Consider the following 20,889-nt stretch of genomic DNA (forward strand, 5'->3'; position numbering starts at 1 on the left):
TAGCCTTTCTTTTGGCGTGTTGTCATTGCCTGTTTATAGTCATTTGTATGTTGTATCAGACGACAAAGGCTTATTTCATACTTTATCTGTAGTCATGAGCCAATAAAACAGGCTGACAACCCCATCAAGTCATCAAACGCCACAGCATACATTACCAAACTAGCACCAGACATCATACCAAGCACCGCACCATGAAAATCTACATAGACGCAGACGCACTCCCCATCATTGCCAAAGAACTCATCATTAAGGCTGCCAATCGCACAGGTGTAGAAGCCATTTTTGTGGCAAATCGCTTTATTAAATTATCCCCATCTCCTCGGTTGCACATGATTGTGGTTAATCAAGGTTTTGATAAAGCCGATGAATATATCGTCAGCAATGCCAATCAAGGCGATTTGGTCATCACAAGCGACATTCCACTTGCTAACGATGTACTGGGCAAAAAAGCAAAGGTTTTAACCAGTCGTGGCGAAGAATTTACTTTAGACAACATCAAGCCCAAACTAAACGCAAGAGACTTCATGGAAACCTTGCGTGGAACAGGCGTACTAGACCCAAAACAGATGGGCGGTCAAAAGCCTTATGGCGATAAAGACAAACAGGCCTTCGCTAATGGACTAAATAGACTGGTAATCAGCAGTGGCGGTAAAGGTTGATTCAGCTTCAAGATACCACTTAAATTTTAGCAACACAAATATGCAAAAAACCACAAAAACCTCAAGCACAATGACAAAAAATTTGGCATAATAAAACTCATATTTTGCCACCTAAACACACCTCTCATGCTAGAAACTTGGACCAAAGAAGTCGCACTACAGCGCCTACTCGCCCTAACCTTGCTTATCATCTTAATCATCTTATGCTTTCAGATAGTCAAGTTTTTTATTTCGCCTGCCATTTGGGGGGCGATTTTGGCGTATATCACCTTTCCCTTGTACCGATTTTTTCACAAAAAGGTTCATCTTAGCCCAACGCTAAGTGCACTCATTATGACGGTTGGCATCTCTTTGGCAATCGGCGTACCACTGGTGGCAGGTGTTTTTTTCTTACAGCAAGAAGTCATCAGTTTTTATAGCATGGCAATTCATCGCTTGCAGGCAGGCTACATTGATTTACCCAACAACATCAAAAACCTACCTGTCATCGGTCAGCAGATTAAAAATATCCTATGGGAAATCAATAAAGACCCAGAAGTATCAATGACAGCAGTGCGTACATGGGTGCAGTCGCATTTATACTATGGCAAGATGGCATTTGATGCCATACTAAAAAATCTTGCCAAACTTGGCATGGCTTTAATGACTTTATTTTTCTTTTATCGAGACGGTCATATTCTAATGAAGCAAATTCGCCAAGCCATGCGAAACATCATCGGCGACCGCATTGATAACTACATTGACTCTGTAGGAGCAACAACACAGGCTGTCATTTATGGTATCGGTCTTACAGCAGTGGTACAAGCCCTACTAGCAGGAGTGGGCTATGCGATAGCAGGAGCACCAAACCCCATCTTACTTACCGTCATTACCTTTGTGGTGGCACTCATTCCTTTTGGTACGCCATTTGCTTGGGGTGGTGTCGCTTTATGGCTACTGTCGCAGGGTCATACCACCGAAGGCATCGGACTTGGCTTATGGGGAATATTGGTGATTAGCTGGGTGGATAATCTGATTCGCCCTATCGTGATTAGTGGTGCAACCAAGATTCCTTTTATCATCATCTTTATTGGGGTGCTTGGTGGATTGACAGCGTTCGGATTTGTAGGGTTATTCATCGGTCCTGTGGTGCTTGCCATTGGACTTGCCGTATGGCGTGAATGGGTAAGTCAGCACAAAAATGAAATCTTCGCCAAAAAAGATGGCGAACTCGTTGTAGGTGATGGTGCAGGACTTTTGGTTGATATCAATCCTAAGCACACACCAGATGATGGTCATTAGCCAGCAACCAGATAAGAGTATTGACACCATGAGTACCATCATCGCTGATGAAAATATTGCCAATCTAGATGACTATCTTGTTCATCATGACATTCGTCTCATCAAAATGAAAGGGCGTTGCATTAATCAAGTCGCTCTTGATGAACACCAGCCTGACGCTTTATTTGTCAGGTCGGTAACCCCCATCAACCCACAAACCATCAGCGATTTTGGTAAGATTCGCTTTATCGGTTCAGCAACCATCGGCACTGACCACATTGATATTGATTATCTACACCGTAAGGGTATCTGCTTTGCCAATGCTCAAGGATCAAGCAAGCACTCGGTCGCTCAATATGTCATCTGTGCCATCTTGCACCTACGCTCACACTCTATTGACACACCCACCACTCTTGGCATTATCGGGCTTGGCAATATTGGTAGCACCCTTGCCAAATACGCACAGGATTTGGGCTGGCAGGTATTAGGATATGACCCTTATCTACCAAAATCACAGTTAAATAACAGCGAATTGTACGAACTGTTGGCACAAAGCGACATCGTCTCCATACACACACCACTCACCCACACAGGCGATTATCCAACGCATCAATTATTTGATAAAACCGTCTTATCTCACCTAAAAAGCCACGCCATACTGATTAATACCGCTCGTGGCGAGATTATCAATCAGGCGGATTTACTGCTTACCATTGCCGACAAAAAGCTACGCACAGCCTTAGATGTCTTTCCATACGAGCCTAGCATTGATGCGGTATTACTTAATCAGATTAGCCTTGCTACACCACACATCGCAGGCTATACGATTGAAGGTAAAATGCGTGGTACAGACATGATTTATCAAGATTTTTGCAAAGCATTTGATTTACCAATCATACAAAACCTTGAAGCCTTGCTACCACCTAATTGTTATCATTGGGCAAACTTTAAAAAAAGTGTCACACAAGACAGTCAAAGCACGCTAAGATATTTTTATGATATATACAAAGATGACCAAAGTCTAAGAGCGGTCAATAAGGACGGTGTATCCGCCCAAGATTTTGATGCCCTACGCAAGCACTATGCTCTACGCCACGAATGGCAATACTAAATCATATTTTTAAATCAATATTTTCATCATGACATATCAACCCACCCAAAGCCTAGTCCACGCCCAAAAGCGTGCCGTCCTGCTTGCCAAGATTCGCCAGTTTTTTTCCGATAAAGGCGTCCTTGAAGTTAGCACCCCATTACTGTCTCATGCAGGCAACACCGATGTATTCATTGATTCTGTATCCGTCAATTTTCATCAAGCAGGTAAGGCAACAACAGGCTATCTACACACTTCACCAGAGTTTGCGATGAAACGCCTGCTTGCCACTTGGCAAGTACCGATTTATCAGATATGCCCTGTCTTTCGAGATAATGAGAGTGGTCATAAACATAACATTGAGTTTACCATGCTAGAATGGTATCGCCCACACTTTGGGCTTGATGAGCTTGCCTGCGAGCTTGGGGAGCTTATCAGCTTGGTATTTAATCAACCCATCGCACTCAAAAAAATAAGTTACCGCCAAAGTTTTGAATCACTAGGCATCCACCCTTTTTTAAGCAGTATTGATAAGATGCGCGATTGTGCCAAAGCACACAACATCACACTAGACATGGGTGATAACAGACAAGGTTGGCTTGATTTATTATTTAGTCATTTGGTTGAGCCACATTTGGGCAAAGATGCACCAACTTTGGTAACAAACTACCCGCCTGCTACCGCCGCTCTTGCCAAAACCGCCCATGATGATGAGGGCTTTCTAGTCGCCAAAAGATTTGAATTGTATATCAACGGCATAGAAATCGCCAACGCCTACGATGAGCTAGCATCAAGCGATGAACTGCTGGCACGCTTTTATGCAGACAACGCTGAGCGAGAGAGATTAGGTCGCCCCATCATGCCGATTGACATGAACATGGTGCGTGCCTGCGATGATTTGCCGCCATGCAGTGGTATCGCCTTGGGTGTGGACAGACTGCTGATGGTGAGTGCCAATCTATCTGATATCACACAAGCCATCGCCTTAACTACTGAGCGTGCTTGATACAAATAGGTGGTTTATTTTAATCAACTGATGCCTTATCTGGTGGTAGCCCTAGCAGTTTTTTCGCCCAATCAATGACAGGCAAGTCCACCATCTCACCCTGAACTGAGAACACCGCCCGCCCTGTTTCTTTATGTGTCGCCAATACTTTTTTGGCAAAATTCATCACCTCATCGCTAGGGGCGGTGGCACGCTGTACAGGGATAACTTGATTTGGGTGTATGAGCAACTGTCCGCCAAAACCGAACTCTTTGGCATATCGAGCAAATCTCTCCACACCCTGCCCATCATGAAAATCTGCAAAAATCGTCTCAATCGGTGCGGATAACTGATTGGCAACCGAATGCAGTAGCAGTTCTGTGCGGATTTTATCAAACACCACTTTCGCTGATGGCGTTTTTGGTAGTAAGCCTAACGACTTGCTCAAATCCAAACAGCCATAAGTCATGGCAAATAGCCCTGTAGCGGTAGCAATCTGCGGAATGTTTAATACGCCCTTAGCCGTCTCAATCACAGCAATGATAGGCAACGATGTCGCCTGATGCACAGCGGTAACAGACAAGGCAGATTCCGCCTTTGGTAGTAGCACGCCCTGCACATGATTTAGATCATTTAATAGCTCAATATCATGAGCATAATCATAAGTATGTGCCGCATTGATACGCAACCAATACGACCGATTACTTTGGCGATCAAAATCCTTTAGGTTGGCACGCACCTTTGCTTTATGGCTTGACTCTACAGCATCCTCTAAATCAATGATGATGTGGGTCGCACCACTATCCATAGCCTTAGCCACTCTATCTAAGCGAGTGGCAGGGACGAACAGATAAGTTGAAAAGCAGGCTAATTGCATGAAGCCTCCCCAAAAAACTCATCAATATAGCCAGTCGGCATATCAGATAGAGTATATCGCCAATTTGGGTTTTTATCTTTATCAATCAGCAAGGCTCGCACACCCTCTTTAAAGTCGCCCTTTTCTACGCAGGCAGTACCGATGATGGTCTCTAGGTCAAAGATTTGGCGTAATGAATGGTCTTTTTTACCAGTTTTTAGGTCATGATAAATCTTAAAGGTAATCGCCTTAGTTATATCCGAACCATGATTATACAGTGCTATGGCAGATTTAATGAACTCATCATCACCTTGATAATCCTTTAAAGCCTTATCAATATCCGCCAAACTTCCTGCATTCATCAGTGTATTGATGTCATCAAACGCATTTAACAATCCGCTGTCTGCTAGGATAGAGATGTCGTGAAATTCATTCAAACAAGCTGATAACAAATGGTGATTGGTTGCATTATCCTGAAAGTCAATTTGGCAAAGATGGGTTAATACATCGTCAAATCGCTCATGACTAACCGAAAAATCCGCCACACCAAAAGCATAAGCATCCGCCCCTGTAAACCTTGCACCTGTCAAGCCCAAAAACAACCCAACCTTGCCTGCCAAATGGTTTAAAAAATAAGACGCTCCTGCATCAGGAAACAATCCAATAGACACCTCAGGCATTGCCATCAGCGTATTTTGGGTAACAACTTTATGGCTAGATGCAGTAAACAGCCCCATACCGCCACCCATCGTGATGCCATGCCCCCATACCAAAATCGGCTTAGGATAAATGTGCATGGCGTACATCAGCCCATATTCATGCGTAAAAAATTCGTGAGCAGTTGTACCGTCCGTATCGCCATACAGTGCCTTGATATCACCTCCTGCACACAGCCCCTTCTCGCCAGCTCCATGTAGCACAATCATCGCCACCGACTCATCATCTCGCCACATATTTAACAGCTCATGGGTACGCTTGACCATCGCTAGGTTCTGGGCGTTTAGAGCTTTTGGGTTGTTCAATGTAATCACAGCAACCGCCTTGCCTTGCGTAGTAGGCATCAAGCGAGATAAAACAAAATCCGTCATAACCGCTCCTTATTCATTCATATCAATCTTATTCATCAGTGCCAATTTAGCATAACAGATTTTATGGGGGCAATCAATGATAAGGCACCCAAATACATGAATTGGCAATTTTAACTTTGTATTTTGATGGTTTTTACCTATAATATAAAGCAAGAACATAAAGCAAGTAACACAACAAGCACCCCATAGGATTGCCCATGTATTTTTTATTATCTCCTGCCAAAAACCTAGATGAAAAAACTGCCCTGCCCATTGATGTTAGCGACCATCTTAGCCAGCCTTCTTTGATTGAGCACGCCATTGATTTAATGAAGACACTCAAAACCAAAGATGTCTTAGACTTACAAGAATTAATGCACATCTCTGCTAAGATTGCCGAGCTTAATGTCGCAAGAAATGCCGATTGGGCATACCCTTTTAATAACTTGGCTAAACCTGCCGTCTATCTGTTTGATGGCGATGTCTATACAGGTTTGGACGCTTATTCACTAAATAAAGATGAAATCTTATACCTAAATAAGCACTTAGGCATCTTATCAGGGCTATACGGACTGCTAAAACCACTTGACAATATGCTCGCCTACCGCTTGGAGATGGGCACAAAATTAAAAACGCCAAACGCTGACAACCTTTATCAATACTGGGGTGATACCATCACTGACCTAATCAATGAGCGTATCCAACAAAGTGGTTCTAATGTACTCATCAATCTTGCTTCCACCGAATACTATGGAGCAGTCAAGCCCAATAAAATAGACGCCACCATCATCACACCAAAATTTTTAGATCAAAAAAATGGGCAATATAAAATCATCAGTTTCTATGCCAAAAAAGCTCGTGGCATGATGGTAAACCATGCCTGTACACACAATATCACAGACCCCAATGAACTCAAAAACTTTGATACAGACGGCTATTATTTTGATGAAAACGCAAGCAGTGATGACGAATGGGTGTTTAAAAGAGCTGAACGGACATAATCCATCATTCAACCAATCAACATCATCACAAAACAAAAAATCCCTGCCATGTAGCAGGGATTTTTATCAGATTCACATCAAAGCCGATTAAGCATCGATGGCCTGAATGGCGGTCAAGGCGATGGTATAAACAATATCATCTACCAAACAGCCACGAGACAAGTCATTGACAGGCTTATTAAGACCCTGAAGCATTGGACCTACACTGATTACATTACCTGTACGCTGTACCGCCTTATAGGTGGTATTGCCTGTATTTAGATCTGGGAAGATAAAGACATTTGCCTCGCCTGCTACTGCAGAATTAGGAGCTTTTTGTTTGCCCACAGATGGCACACAAGCTGCATCAAACTGCAAAGGGCCATCTACTTTTAAATCTGGTGCTTTTTCACGCACGATGGTCAGAGCGTTTTTAACCAAATCCACATCCTCGCCTGCACCAGAGTTCATGGTTGAATAGCTGATGAGTGCAACTTTTGGGTCAATGCCAAAGGCTTTGGCGGATTCTGCTGATTGAATGGCAATTTCAGCCAGCTGCTCGGCAGTCGGATTTGGATTGACCGCACAGTCGCCGTATACCACTACAGAATCAGGCAGTAGCATAAAAAACACACTCGATACTAAGCTGTACTCAGGAGCGGTCTTAATCAGCTGGAATGCTGGGCGAATGGTATCTGCGGTCGTATGTACCGCACCTGAAACCAGACCATCTACATCGCCAACTTGTAGCATCATTGTGCCTAGATAAACAGAGTCCTCCAAAGCAGATTTTGCACCTGCTTCATCAATCTTACCCTTACGGCGCTCTACCATCGGAGCAACATATTTATCAAGAATGGTTGTGGGGTCAATGATTTCTATGTCGTCAGGCAAAGTTACGCCACGCTCGTCCGCCACCGCACGAATCTTGTCAGGATTGCCAAGTAGCACACATTGAGCAATGCCACGAGACTGGCAAATCGCTGCAGCTTCGATGGTGCGTGGTTCATCGCCTTCTGGTAGGACAATGCGTTTTTTAGCGGCTTGTGCTTTTTTGACCAATTCATGGCGAAATGCTGATGGAGATAGATTTTTTGCACGAGTGCTTGGCTTGATAAGAGCCGTCAGTTCACCATCTTCGCTCACTTGCCCAATAACACGCTCAGCAAACTCTGCCTTAGCAATATTTAGCAGTGCTTCATTATCACCTACCAAAATCACATCAGCATCAAGTGCTTTTGCCAAGTCGCCATTCACACGGCTAGCGTACGAATGCTGAAGGCTGATGCCTTTCACTAGCTGAATGTCATCGCCATTTTCTTGAACTTTGGCATATACAAGCTCAAGCAAATCGTCCAAGTTTTTGTTTGCTAAGGCAGATTCAAACTCAGACTGCCCAAAAGTCGCCAATGGATCAAAGGCAACTTTGTCCACTTTGGCAATCAAGCCGTCAAGATTAACATCTTGTACTGGTACTAATAAAATTGTCGTCATAATCATTCCTTAAAAATACCAATCACAAACCCAAAGCAACTTTCGTCTCTTTGGCGATTTGGAATTCTTCATCGGTTGGGATTACCCAAAACTCAAAGGTGGAATCTGCAGCATGAAAACTACCCTCTGCACCCAGTCTCAAGGCTGCATTTTTATCGCTGTCAATTTTTGCACCGATGTGTTTTAGATGACTGATGATTTTTTCACGCATGGCAGTACCATTCTCGCCCACACCACCTGTAAAGGCAATCCCTGTTAGTTTTGGCAAAGCAGCGGTCAGACCAAGTAGGTATTTGGCGGTGCGATAAGCAAACATATCCAGTGCCAATGAAGCATCGGCATTGCCCTCTGCGTCAGCCTGCTCAAGGTTACGCATGTCATTTGATATGCCAGAAACGCCTAGCAGACCACTTTTTTTGTTCAGTAGTGTATCAATCTCTTCAATAGACAGACCTAAGGTGCGATGCAAATGAATGTGCATACTTGGGTCAATATCCCCCGATCTAGTACCCATCATCAAGCCCTCTAACGGCGTGATACCCATAGAAGTATCTAAGCTCTTACCATCATAAATCGCTGTAGCAGAACAGCCATTACCCAAGTGAGCCACAATCCAACCATGCTCGCCTGCCGCCTCTGTCAGCTCGCTAGCACGGCTTGATACATAGGCGTGCGATGAGCCATGAAAGCCGTAACGACGGATTTGATGCTCGGTATACAATTCCTTTGGAATGGCGTAGCGATAAGCGTGCTCAGGCATACTTTGATGGAACGCAGTATCAAAAATTGCCACCTGTGGCAAATCTGGATAGATGGCAGATATCGCCTTGATGCCTGCTGCATTAGCAGGATTGTGCAGTGGTGCTAGCGTCGCTAGTGATTCAATCGCCTCTAGCACCTCTTGGGTGATGATGGTCGCTGATTTAAACTTATCACCACCATGTACAACACGATGACCAACCGCTACAGGCTTATACTCACTGATTAGGTCATTTAAGATGATTTGTAGAGCTTCGGCATGAGCACCTGAATTTGGAATATTGATTTGGGTTTTATTACCATCTAGGTCTTTGTGCTTGATACGAGCATCGCTATTGCCCAATGCTTCTGCCAAACCTTCGATACGGCTTTCGCCATCTTCGCTGATGAGTGCATATTTAATAGATGAAGAACCGCAGTTAAGCACTAAGGTTGGATTATTTAATGACATTATTTATTTCCTTATCCTAAATTTGGATGGGTAGAAAATCTTAGAGCTTGTATCGCCAAATATTAGGAATACAAGCCCCAAGAAAGCCAAATGCTTTCTTTGGCATTATAGCAATAAATCACCCAAAAGTCTTTAGCAAATCTTACCAAACCCTGTCAGTGATTATCAAGATACCACCAACTTTTTTCCTTTAAATTCATCATCTTAGACTAATTTTTTGAAAATTAATTGGTATTTGGTTAAAATTTAGGTAAAATAATTTTTCAATTCGTAACAAAAAAATCAACCATGAAAGCCACTTTAATCCCTACCTTACTCTGCACACTTCTTGCCATCAGCCTGACTGCTTGTGGTCAAAAAGGGGCATTATACTTACCCGAAAAACCCCAAACAATCCCAACTACCCAAACCCAAGAACAATCAGCCGCCACCAGCCCAAACGATTACTAATCGGCTTAAATACTCTCACTTAGTTATCGGCATATTAACGCTTGATACAAATAACCTGCCAACTCCGATCACTTTTATTATTTTATTACTTTTTATTTTTTTTGAGAATGTATGATGACTTTTAGTACGGTAAGCCAAACCACCGATGGCACGCTTCATATTAACGCCGCCCAACTTGTTGATGCCCTGCCTGCCCTTGACTATCAAGACGGCATACTCCACATTGATGGCGTGAATGCCCATGCCCTAAAAGAGCAGTATGGCACACCGCTTTATGTATATTCTAAGAATACTTTATTGGCCAATTATACTGCTTATGTTGAGAGTTTTAGTGCTTTAAACGATGTGCATATCTGCTATGCAGTCAAGGCAAATTCCAACCTTGCAGTACTATCCACTCTTGCTAAAGCAGGGGCTGGCTTTGATATCGTCTCAATCGGTGAGTTGTCTCGTGTGCTAAAAGCAGGTGGTCAAGCCAACAGCATCGTTTATTCTGGTGTTGGCAAAACCAAAAGCGACATTACTCAAGCCCTGCAAGCTGGTATTGGTTGCTTTAATGTTGAGGCCATGAGTGAGCTTGATACCATCAATGAAGTCGCTCAAAGCATGGGGGTAAAAGCCCCCATCGCTCTACGCATCAATCCTGATGTTGATGCCAAAACACACCCTTACATCTCTACAGGCATGAAAGATAATAAATTTGGTATCTCACATGACATTGCCATCAGTGCTTATGAATATGCCAAAACCCTGCCCCATCTTGACATCATCGGCATTGATTGCCACATCGGTTCACAGCTAACCGAGGTCAAACCTTTTGTTGATGCTTTAGATAAGATGATTGAGCTGATTGATGAGCTTGCCAATCGTGGCATTAAACTAAAACATCTTGATTTTGGTGGTGGTTTGGGCGTACGCTATATTGACGAAAGCCCTGTTAGTGTGCATGAGTTTGCCGAAGCTTTGCTCCCCAAGCTACTTAGCCTACAAGCAAAATATAATCTTGGGCTACACCTAGAGCCTGGACGCAACATCGCCGCCAATGCAGGGGTGTTATTGACCAGTACCATTGCCCTAAAGCCCACTGATCACAAAAATTTTGCCATTGTTGATGCGTCCATGAGTGAACTCATTCGCCCTGCTCTTTATGAATCAGTCATGGCAATCATTAACACCGCCCTTGATGACAACAAACAGGCACAGACTTGGGATATTGTTGGTGCAGTGTGCGAGTCAAGCGATTTTTTAGGCAAAGACCGTCATCTTGCCCTAGAAGTGGGCGACTTATTGGCAGTGACAGGTGCAGGAGCTTATGGCTTTACCATGTCAAGTAACTACAACAGTCGTCCACGCCCTGCTGAGGTTATGGTTGACAATGGCACGCATCGCATCGTACGAGAGCGAGAGACGCTTGAAGACCTATGGCGTGGCGAATCCATCTGACCACCCATCAATCCAAAAAGCACTCATGAGCGAGTGCTTTTTTTGATGAATGACCAAATCAAAAATCAATAAAAAAACCAGATTATTACCGTTTTTCATCAGTTCATTGAAATTTGTGAAATTTACTAGGCAAATTCTGATACATCATGATAAGATAGTCATGCTATATATGGATAGATTTTAGGTAAGGAATGCCCATCTTGATGCTTTAAAGACATAAGGGATAACAATGCTAATCGAATTTACCAAAATGCACGGTCTAGGCAATGATTTTATGGTTATTGACCTAGTAACACAGCGTATGACTCTCACCACCGAACTGGTGCGTCTATTGGCAGACCGCCATCTGGGCATCGGTTTTGACCAACTACTCATTGTTGAGCCACCAAGTCGCCCTGATGTGGATTTTAAATATCGTATCTTCAACGCCGATGGCACAGAAGTTGGTCAATGTGGCAATGGTGCTCGTTGCTTTGCATCTTTTATACAGGCTCGCAAACTATCTTTTAAACAAAGACTTCGTGTTGAGACCGCCAGCAGTATCATCACTCTGACCACTGACCGCTATGGCTGGGTACAAGTTGGCATGGGCAAACCAAAATTTGAACCACACGAGATTCCTTTTACCCCCCAAGCCATTACCAAAATTGGCAACTGCTACCGTCTAAATGTTGATGGCGAACCGATTGAACTTTACATCGCCAACATGGGCAACCCCCATGCCATCATTAAAGTTGATGATGTGCTTACCGCCGATGTAGAACGACTTGGCAAATTAATTGAGTCACATAAGGCTTTTCCTGAGCATGTCAATGTTGGTTTCATGCAAATCGTCAATCAAAGACACATTCGCCTGCGTGTCTATGAACGAGGGGTGGGAGAGACCCAAGCCTGTGGCACAGGGGCGTGTGCGGCAGTCGTAACAGGCATCAAAGAAGGCTGGCTTGATGAAGGCGTAGATATTCGTGCTCAGCTGTACGGTGGCAGTCTTGCCATTCGCTGGCAAGAAGGCTATCCTGTCATGATGACAGGTCCGACCGCCTTTGTCTTTGAGGGCGTATTTAGCCCAGATGGGTTATCAGCCCAAGCAGGCATCAGCACAGCACCCAATACAACAGGCGACTACTCATCATGATAGCCTTGATTGATTAACCCTGCCAAAGGTAGGTTTTCTACCTTTGGTATCGCTGGTATCGCTCTTATCTTATGCGTCTAAACAACCTACTAAACCAACTCATCAGCCCCCCTGCCGAACAAGATACCCAACTACCCAAAAATTGGAGTATCGTTCAGGCATGGCTTGATGTATTATCAATACAAAACTATTCAGCACACACCATCACCGCTTATACCACCACTTTGATGCGTGTCATGAACTTCATAGAAAAAGATGTCAGACTACAAGGCGATTACTTATTGTTTGATAAAAAGGATTTAACCCGCTATATCACCCAACGCCTAGAAAAAGACAATATCAAATCCACCAGTGCAAAACAAGAGCTGTCCGCCATTCGTAAATTCTACGCTCATCTCATTCAATCAGGTCAAATCAAACATAACCCCACCACAGGCTACCGCTTAAAAGCACAGCCTAGACCATTGCCAAAACTTGGTGATGTGGACATGATGATGCAGCTGCTTGACCAACCCATGCCTGACGATGCCAACAAAGCAAGGCTATGGATACGAGACAGAGCAATGTTTGAGCTTATGTATAGTAGCGGTTTGCGTCTGTCCGAACTTTCCAATCTTGATGTTGGTGATATTGACCTGCGTGCAGGCATGGTACGCATCTTGGGTAAGGGTAATAAAGTACGCTTAGCTCCTGTAGGTCAAAAAGCCATCGATGCCCTAAAGATTTACCTACCGCATCGCACTCTGTGGCAAGAAGGCACGGACGCCTTATTCATCAGTGAGCGACATGGCACAAGGCTTAGTAACCGAGCCATACAATTACGCTTAAAAGTCTGTGCCACCAATGCAGGCATTGCCCAACATCTGCACCCGCACTTACTCAGGCACTGTTTTGCTTCACATATGCTGTCATCAAGCGGTGATTTGCGTGCAGTTCAAGAGATGCTTGGTCATACCAATATTAGTACCACTCAGATTTACACCCAAGTTGATTTTGGAGCACTTACTCGTGTCTATGACAAAGCACATCCTCGAGCAGTGGCTCATGTGCTAGATAGCATAGATGATTGATTGGTTTAACTTCATCAATCAGCCAAGACCAAACACCCACAAAATCAGCTCTATCTTAGCCTAACTTAATCCCAAATCCGCCTTAGACCACACCATCTTTATTACCGCCTCTGGCAGGTATGAGTTTTTAATCGCCCAAAAATCGTAGATAGGTTTTGACCGGTCTATATTTTTTATCAAAGTATAAAATAAAAAACCACCCTGTTAATAACAGGGTGGGTGGAGAAAAAACCTAAAAAACTATTCAGATTAGTAAGTGAAGTTCACGCCAATACGGTATTCACGACCTACAGCAGGAAGTGCCACACCAGAACTAGAAATATGCGAAGTGTAATATTCATCAGTGATATTATTAACCGACATATTAACATTGACTTTGTCGTTGCCTAAAGGTTTCCAGTTGGCGAACACATCTGTGGTATTGTAGCCAGGACGCAGTTTCTTAGGGTCGTGATTTTTTCTTGGGTCAGTACTAACAACTTTACCTGTCCAAGCTGAATCACCAATAACATCATCAGCACGGCGATGACGCACGCCTACCTCTAGGTTTGGTTGGGCGAAACGATAAGATAAAGCTGCCGTCCAAGTACGACCGAGTCGTGATGCATATTCACGGTTGCTAAAGTTTTGCGAACTGTAGAATTCAGGCTTACTGTCCGATATACCCACGCGAGCGGTTAGACCTTGCCATTTATAGCCAGCATTTAACTCATAACCTTTGTTTTTGGCATAGCCAACATTTTTCATTTCATCAATACTTGTGCCATTCTCATGCTTGCTACCATTACTTGCACTTTTTAGCAGGTTATTGATACTCTGCCAGTAATAGCTACCATTAACAAAAGCATTGCCTTGATTGAAGTTGAAACCAATCTCAGTGTTTTGAGCTTTTTCTGCTTTTAGACTGTCGGTTACTTTAACCACAGCACGATATCCGTGAGCTGTCAAAGCATCATACAATCTTGGGCTACGAGTGGCATAACTGTGGTTGGCACTAAAGCTAAGACTTGGCGTTGCCTGATAAATTAAACCAACACTTGGATTTAAATTATCGCCTTTAACACGCCCACCTGTCATATCTTTGATATCAAAATGATCATAACGAAGCCCTGCTGTAGCGGTCAACTTACCAATATCAGCAATTGCTTCTACATACAAGCCCGTATCTGTTTTTTCTTGATTGACGATGCCAGCTTTGTAGCGGTTTGGCGTGATTTCTTGTTGGCGGTAGTTTACACCATATTTTAGCAGAACATCATCATTGACCTGGCTATCAAGATTAATGTTCAAACCTTTAGTGTCAATCCTAGACTTGCTTGAACCCGCTAACTTTCCTGCGTAGCCTGCCTTACTATCGTCTGTAGTGTAGCGAGAATTGACGATGTGATACACATTGGCATCTACCCCACTAACCACGCCCAAATTCTTGGCATTCCATTGCAAGTTGGTATTCTCGGTCTTCACTTTACGATATTGAGGATCTTGCGACTCTGTATTAAAGTTGATGAATTCCTCACGAATTGGACGAACACCTTTGTTTTCTTGACTTAGATGACTAAGTTCAAAACGATGATTACCAAAATTTGCTCCGACTTTTGCCAAATAGCTAGTCTTATCTAGGGCAGTAAAGGCAATTTTCTTATCTTTGCCTGCTGTATAGTCATCTTGGTCAACTTTGTTTGCACTTAATAGAAAATCAACATTGTCCGACTTACCATAAGCAGCCGCATTATAAGAATGTTCATCATTAGAGCTATAGCCCGCTCCTACTCTAAAGCCGATATTTTGACCATTTTTTAATAGGTCATCAGCACTCAAAGTCTTAGCAATAATCGCTCCATTGGTGCCACCGATGCCAGCTGATGCTGAACCAGCACCTTTTTGAACGCTGACAATTTTCACCATTGATGGGTCAAGCATATGACGACTTTGGTGATAAAGGATTTGGCTGTCGGTATAAGCACCGTCAATCTTAACATCTACCGAGTTTTGACCCATGCCACGAATAGCGATGTATTGAGAGGTACCATTACCACCACCAAAATCAATGGCAGGCTCTTCTTTTAGCAAGCCACGCAAGTCTGTTTCAGTAGATTTATCTTTTTCTTGCAAGGTTACAACATTTGTTTTAACCTTAGCACCTTGACGGTCCAGCGTTGCATGAATGGTGTCCAATACAACTGACGACTCATCTTGAGAGACTTGAGCAACAGCAGACTGTGTGCCAAGTGCACTTAATATAGCCACAGCAAGTGGCAGACGCTTAAGAGTCTTATTCATATCATACCTTATGATGTCTAAAAACAATAAAGTGCCAAAATTCTAAATACATTACAAAATTTTAGCGTTTGGTAAGTAAGTATTAACAATTATACATAACTAAAAATAAATTTGCAAATAAAAATTGCTATCATTTATGTTTTTATAACAAAAAAATATCGGCAATATTTTTGGGTAAATCATCACTTAAGCACAAAAAAACAAAACCCCATCTGTAGATACAGCTGAGGTTTTGATTGATTTATCTGATGACTGCTTAGCATACAAAACCAAGCAAGACTGTTAAGACACATCAAGGCGTTGTCTTGTCATCATTATCAAGCTTATCAAGCCATTCATTGACTTCTTGAGCGATGGCATCTTTTGCCTTGCCATAACGCTCTTGAAGCACACCAATAAGACTGTCTGTCTTGCCGTCCAACTTGACAACTTCATCATCAGTCAGCTCACCCCATTGTTGCTTGATTTCGCCTTTTAGCTGCTGCCATTTGCCTTGTAGTCTGTCATTGCTCATCACATTCTCCTAAGATTATTTATTAAAAGTTTTTGCCCTTTATCAAATCAGTGCTTAATACATTCTTGATTAAAATACAAAACGGCATTGGTGTTGATATTTAACTGTATCATCAGTGTGCGACATTTGTCAATACAAGAGTTCTATTAGAGTTTTTTTGGGACAATGACCACACTACAGTTCGCCAGACTTAAATTGACCAAGCCAAACTACTTTCCCCAAATTCGCTTATATTTTGCCATCAGCTCGTCTGTGGTTTCCAAACGAGCATCATCTTTGATGATACAGTCAATCGGGCAGACCTTATCACAGGTCGGCTCTTCATAAAAGCCTACGCATTCGGTGCATAAGTCTGGGTTGATGACATAGGTTTTTTGCCCTTTTTGGTCATAAAAAATGGCTTCGTTAGGGCATTCTGGCTCGCAAATGTCGCAATTGATGCAATCGGTGGTGATTTTTAGTGCCATTAAAACAGCTTATCGGTTGCCTTAATCATCTTTTTTATCAAGGTGCTTCACAGCAAAGCGTAAATTATCCCACAATAAATCTTGTTGATCATTAAAGGCATTCCATAATGTATCTTCACTCATCACACTGTATTCGCCATCTGTTGTCAGATCAAAGTTTTCGCCGTTTTCAATGGCTTCATAAATCTCACGCCATTGCCCATCAAAATAAAAATCTTCTAACTGACTCATCAGTTCGGCACTTTTTGCCAAGTCTTGTTTGGCGGTCTGTAGTCTTTCAAAGACAGTCAGCCACTCTTTATAGATGGCTTGGATTTCGTTAATTCGGTTTTGGGTGGTCATCGGTTGTTCCTAAGTTTTTGATTTTGGGTCATTATAGCATATCATTCACTACCCACCAAATCTAAAGCCTGCTTGATGATATAAAAATTGGCAAGATATAAAAGGACGACTTAAGATCATCTTTTAAGTATGGGGTGATTTCATGTGTTGGTGAGTTCATAATTTTTCTTGATTGGCATATTGTTCTTTCATAAAAAACGCCATAATAAAAAATCATGGCGTTGTTGTTTTTAAGTAAAAACCGGCTCATCTACTGTTTTCATCACAAGGGCAAATTGCAACACATCAAAACCCAACTCAGTAAAAGGATTATCAATTTGGCATATCCAGCCAGAACCTAAGGCGGCATCTATTTCATTGCCTTTTTTATCCCATAGTTTATCAAGGCGATAAACGATATTGCCTTGCGGAGTCATAATCTCAATCTCATCTCCCACGCTGAGTTTATTTTTGACGGTCAAAGTTAGTTTATCGTCTGTAACATCAAGCACTTCTGCTACAAATTGTTGGTGGTTTGTTTTTGATGAGCCGTATTCATAATTTTGATAGTCAGAATGCACATGCCGTCTTAAAAAGCCTTCAGTGTAACCCCTATTTGCTAGCCCATCTAAGGCAGTGATTAAACTGGTATCAAATGGTTTGCCGGCAATGGCATCATCAATGGCACGGCGGTAGACTTGTGCGGTACGAGCCACATAATAATGTGATTTGGTACGCCCTTCAATTTTTAATGAATGCACGCCCATTTGTGTTAATTCTGGCACAAGCTCCACCGCACGCAAATCTTTAGAGTTCATGATATAGGTACCATGCTCATCTTCATACATCGCCATCAATTCGCCTTTGCGACCCTGCTCTTCCAATAATACCACTTCATCAGACGGTTTCTCCACATACTCATCGCCCATGACCACATCGCCATTTAAATTCACATTAGCAATGCTGTTTTCGCTTTGGTTAGGGATAAATACTTCGGCATTAGAGATGGCATTTTGTTTACTGTCTTGCATGACAGGCACAATGTCGCCTGTTTCATTTTCGGTTGCCTTATAAGTGTTATAAGACCAACGACACGCATTGGTGCAAGTGCCTTGATTGGCATCTCGTTTATTGATATATCCTGACAACAAACAGCGTCCAGAATATGCCATGCATAACGCCCCATGAACAAACACCTCAATCTCCATGTCAGGAACCTCAAAGATGATTTGTTCAATTTCTTTCAAGGATAATTCACGGCTAACAATCACACGGCTCACGCCCATTTGTTTCCAGAACTTGACCGTCGCCCAGTTTACGGCGTTGGCTTGTACTGACAGATGAATGTCTTGATGGGGAAAATGCTCACGCACCATCATAATCATGCCTGCGTCCGACATGATCAGTGCATCAGGATTCATCTCAATAACAGGGCGAATGTCCTCAATGAAAGTTTTTAATTTGGCATTATGGGCTTGAATATTCACCACCACATAAAACTTTTTACCCAAAGAGTGGGCATAGTCAATGCCTTTTTTTAGATTGTCTTCATCAAAGTCGTTATTGCGTACTCGCAAAGAATAGCGTGCCTGCCCTGCATATACCGCATCTGCTCCATAAGCAAAAGCGTACTGCATATTTTTAAAGGTGCCGGCAGGGCATAGAAGTTCAGGTTTGCGATTCAGTTGGCTCATAGGTTTGGCTATTTTGTGTTATTGATTTTGCTTTATTATAGCAAATTTTAACAACAAAAATCATAGTAAATTTGTAGGATTTAACCATCGTTTTATTAAAATCTAAAGACAATAACAACTCTTAAAAACCGAATGCCAACACGCCTTTTATAATCATGATAATCAATCTAAAAAACCTCCCAAGCTCACGCTTGGAAGGTTTTATTGAATGACTGGCAAGGATTACATCATACCGCCCATGCCGCCCATACCGCCACCCATTGGCATGGCTGGCTCTTCTTTTGGTAGCTCAGTAATCATCACTTCGGTGGTTAGCATCAGACCTGCCACAGATGCGGCATGTTCTAAGGCTGAGCGAGTTACCTTAGCAGGGTCAAGAATACCCATCTCTAGCATATCGCCATAGCTACCAGTCGCTGCATTGTAGCCGTAGTTGCCAGAGCCATTTTTCACTTCATTCACAACCACAGAAGCCTCTTCGCCTGCGTTGGTTACGATTTGGCGAAGCGGTGCTTCCATTGCGCGTCTTAGAATGTTAATGCCTGCGTTTTGGTCGTCATTGTCGCCTTTTAGGTCAGCCAATGCCGTCAATGCACGCACCAACGCCACACCGCCACCAGGTACAATGCCCTCTTCCACAGCTGCACGGGTGGCGTGCAAGGCATCATCAACACGGTCTTTTTTCTCTTTCATCTCGGTTTCGGTGGCTGCACCAACTTTAATCACAGCAACACCGCCAGAGAGCTTAGCAACACGCTCTTGTAGCTTCTCTTTGTCATAATCAGAAGTAGACTCTTCAATTTGGCGTTTGATGGCATCTACACGGCTGTCAATTTGAGTTTTGTCGCCTGCACCATCAACAATCACTGTATTTTCTTTGCCCACAGTGATTTTTTTGGCTGTACCCAAATGCTCAAGCGTCGCTGTTTCTAGACTTAAGCCAACTTCTTCTGAAATCACAACACCGCCAGTCAAGATAGCAATGTCTTGTAGCATGGCTTTGCGACGATCGCCAAAACCAGGAGCTTTTACTGCACAAGCTTTAAGACCGCCACGCAAGTTATTCACCACAAGCGTTGCTAACGCTTCATTTTCCACATCTTCGGCGATGATCAGTAGCGGACGGCTAGTTTGCATGACTTGTTCTAATAGTGGCACAATCTCACGGATATTAGAAATCTTTTTATCCACCAGTAGGATAAATGGGTTGTCAAATTCGCAAGTTAGACTGTCTTGCTTATTAGCAAAATATGGGCTGATATAACCACGGTCAAACTGCATACCCTCAACCACTTCTAAGGTATCTTCAAAGCCTGAACCCTCTTCTACAGTAATCACGCCTTGTTTGCCGACAGTTTTCATGGCTTCTGAGATAAGCTCGCCAATTTTACTATCAGAGTTGGCTGAAATTGAGCCAACTTGAGCAATCGCCTTAAAATCATCTGCAGGGGTAGATAAAGCATGGATTTGCTCAACGGCAACACGAGTTGCCTTGTCAATACCACGCTTTAGATCCATTGGGTTCATACCGGCAGCGACAGTTTTCATGCCTTCAGTTAAGATGGCTTGAGCAAGTACGGTTGCAGTGGTTGTACCATCACCTGCCACATCGTTGGTTTTTGATGCTACTTCACGCACCAACTGAGCACCCATGTTTTCAAACTTATCTTCAAGCTCAATCTCTTTAGCAACGCTTACGCCATCTTTGGTGATGGTTGGCGTGCCAAAAGACTTGTCAATCACGACATTGCGACCTTTAGGACCTAAGGTTACTTTGACGGCATTTGCTAGGATATTTACGCCATCAATCATTTTTTCACGGGCAGATACACCAAATTTTACATCTTTTGCCATTTTTAATACTCTCTTAAATTATTGAAATGCGATTGTTTACAATTTAAACTAAAAAACCAT

18 protein-coding genes and 1 pseudogene are annotated in these 20,889 nt (G+C 43.0%); 9 read left to right on the plus strand and 10 right to left on the minus strand.

Features of this window, described 5'->3' with window-relative positions:
* The first annotated feature begins 191 nt into the window (after positions 1-191).
* The 4 genes from ACERC6_RS03895 to epmA all read left to right on the plus strand — a co-directional run bounded on the left by ACERC6_RS03895 (position 192) and on the right by epmA (position 4,015).
* On the plus strand, positions 192-659 hold the full coding sequence (locus tag ACERC6_RS03895) for a YaiI/YqxD family protein (protein ID WP_373627832.1): 468 nt from the start codon (positions 192-194) through the stop codon (positions 657-659).
* Positions 660-785: 126 nt separating this feature from the next.
* Positions 786-1,940, plus strand: a complete 1,155-nt coding sequence (locus ACERC6_RS03900) for an AI-2E family transporter (protein WP_373627833.1) — start codon at positions 786-788, stop codon at positions 1,938-1,940.
* 28 nt (positions 1,941-1,968) lie between these two features.
* Complete coding sequence (locus ACERC6_RS03905; protein ID WP_373627932.1) at positions 1,969-3,030, plus strand: 4-phosphoerythronate dehydrogenase; 1,062 nt, start codon at positions 1,969-1,971, stop codon at positions 3,028-3,030.
* A 19-nt stretch (positions 3,031-3,049) separates the two neighbouring features.
* The gene (epmA, locus tag ACERC6_RS03910) at positions 3,050-4,015 is read left to right on the plus strand and encodes an EF-P lysine aminoacylase EpmA (protein WP_373627933.1); all 966 of its coding nucleotides are present in this window, start codon (positions 3,050-3,052) and stop codon (positions 4,013-4,015) included.
* Between the two features lie 19 nt (positions 4,016-4,034).
* On the opposite strand, the gene ACERC6_RS03915 is transcribed toward epmA, so the two are convergent.
* Positions 4,035-4,871 (minus strand): CoA ester lyase, encoded by an 837-nt coding sequence (locus tag ACERC6_RS03915; protein WP_373627834.1) that lies wholly within the window; start codon positions 4,869-4,871, stop codon positions 4,035-4,037.
* Entirely contained in the window at positions 4,862-5,938 is a 1,077-nt protein-coding gene (locus ACERC6_RS03920; RefSeq protein ID WP_373627835.1) for an enoyl-CoA hydratase/isomerase family protein, read from the minus strand. The genes ACERC6_RS03915 and ACERC6_RS03920 overlap by 10 nt, the downstream gene beginning before the upstream one ends.
* Positions 5,939-6,135: 197 nt before the next feature.
* On the opposite strand from ACERC6_RS03920, the gene yaaA reads away from it, so the two are divergent.
* Positions 6,136-6,918 (plus strand): peroxide stress protein YaaA, encoded by a 783-nt coding sequence (gene yaaA / locus ACERC6_RS03925; protein ID WP_373627836.1) that lies wholly within the window; start codon positions 6,136-6,138, stop codon positions 6,916-6,918.
* 87 nt (positions 6,919-7,005) lie between these two features.
* On the opposite strand, the pseudogene pta reads toward yaaA, so the two are convergent.
* Positions 7,006-8,070 (minus strand): annotated as a pseudogene (gene pta / locus ACERC6_RS03930) (phosphate acetyltransferase); the annotation flags it as partial.
* A gap of 343 nt (positions 8,071-8,413) precedes the next feature.
* The gene (locus ACERC6_RS03935; protein WP_284673991.1) at positions 8,414-9,601 is read right to left on the minus strand and encodes an acetate/propionate family kinase; all 1,188 of its coding nucleotides are present in this window, start codon (positions 9,599-9,601) and stop codon (positions 8,414-8,416) included.
* A 288-nt stretch (positions 9,602-9,889) separates the two neighbouring features.
* On the opposite strand from ACERC6_RS03935, the gene ACERC6_RS03940 reads away from it, so the two are divergent.
* From ACERC6_RS03940 to ACERC6_RS03955, 4 genes are all read left to right on the plus strand, one after another.
* Positions 9,890-10,051 carry a lipoprotein gene (locus ACERC6_RS03940; protein WP_284673990.1) on the plus strand — a complete coding sequence of 54 codons (162 nt, stop codon included), beginning with the start codon at positions 9,890-9,892 and terminating at the stop codon, positions 10,049-10,051.
* A 114-nt stretch (positions 10,052-10,165) separates the two neighbouring features.
* Positions 10,166-11,494 (plus strand): diaminopimelate decarboxylase, encoded by a 1,329-nt coding sequence (gene lysA, locus ACERC6_RS03945; protein ID WP_373627934.1) that lies wholly within the window; start codon positions 10,166-10,168, stop codon positions 11,492-11,494.
* 229 nt (positions 11,495-11,723) lie between these two features.
* Complete coding sequence (dapF, locus tag ACERC6_RS03950) at positions 11,724-12,629, plus strand: diaminopimelate epimerase (protein WP_373627838.1); 906 nt, start codon at positions 11,724-11,726, stop codon at positions 12,627-12,629.
* Positions 12,630-12,700: 71 nt separating this feature from the next.
* On the plus strand, positions 12,701-13,699 hold the full coding sequence (locus ACERC6_RS03955) for a tyrosine recombinase XerC (RefSeq protein ID WP_373627840.1): 999 nt from the start codon (positions 12,701-12,703) through the stop codon (positions 13,697-13,699).
* A gap of 249 nt (positions 13,700-13,948) precedes the next feature.
* On the opposite strand, the gene ACERC6_RS03960 is transcribed toward ACERC6_RS03955, so the two are convergent.
* The 6 genes from ACERC6_RS03960 to groL form a co-directional block, all read right to left on the minus strand.
* On the minus strand, positions 13,949-15,979 hold the full coding sequence (locus tag ACERC6_RS03960; protein WP_373627841.1) for a TonB-dependent receptor domain-containing protein: 2,031 nt from the start codon (positions 15,977-15,979) through the stop codon (positions 13,949-13,951).
* 292 nt (positions 15,980-16,271) lie between these two features.
* Positions 16,272-16,493, minus strand: a complete 222-nt coding sequence (locus ACERC6_RS03965; RefSeq protein ID WP_284673986.1) for a CsbD family protein — start codon at positions 16,491-16,493, stop codon at positions 16,272-16,274.
* 209 nt (positions 16,494-16,702) lie between these two features.
* Positions 16,703-16,960 carry a YfhL family 4Fe-4S dicluster ferredoxin gene (locus ACERC6_RS03970; RefSeq protein WP_284673985.1) on the minus strand — a complete coding sequence of 86 codons (258 nt, stop codon included), beginning with the start codon at positions 16,958-16,960 and terminating at the stop codon, positions 16,703-16,705.
* Positions 16,961-16,981: 21 nt separating this feature from the next.
* A complete protein-coding gene (locus ACERC6_RS03975) occupies positions 16,982-17,302 on the minus strand; it encodes a DUF4298 domain-containing protein (protein ID WP_284673984.1) in 321 nt (106 codons plus the stop codon).
* A 230-nt stretch (positions 17,303-17,532) separates the two neighbouring features.
* The gene (gene yegQ / locus ACERC6_RS03980; protein WP_373627842.1) at positions 17,533-18,975 is read right to left on the minus strand and encodes a tRNA 5-hydroxyuridine modification protein YegQ; all 1,443 of its coding nucleotides are present in this window, start codon (positions 18,973-18,975) and stop codon (positions 17,533-17,535) included.
* A 222-nt stretch (positions 18,976-19,197) separates the two neighbouring features.
* The gene (groL, locus tag ACERC6_RS03985) at positions 19,198-20,829 is read right to left on the minus strand and encodes a chaperonin GroEL (RefSeq protein ID WP_284673983.1); all 1,632 of its coding nucleotides are present in this window, start codon (positions 20,827-20,829) and stop codon (positions 19,198-19,200) included.
* Positions 20,830-20,889 lie beyond the last annotated feature (60 nt).

Source organism: Moraxella sp. E33BD, from assembly GCF_041807865.1.
Lineage (GTDB): Bacteria > Pseudomonadota > Gammaproteobacteria > Pseudomonadales > Moraxellaceae > Moraxella > Moraxella haemolytica.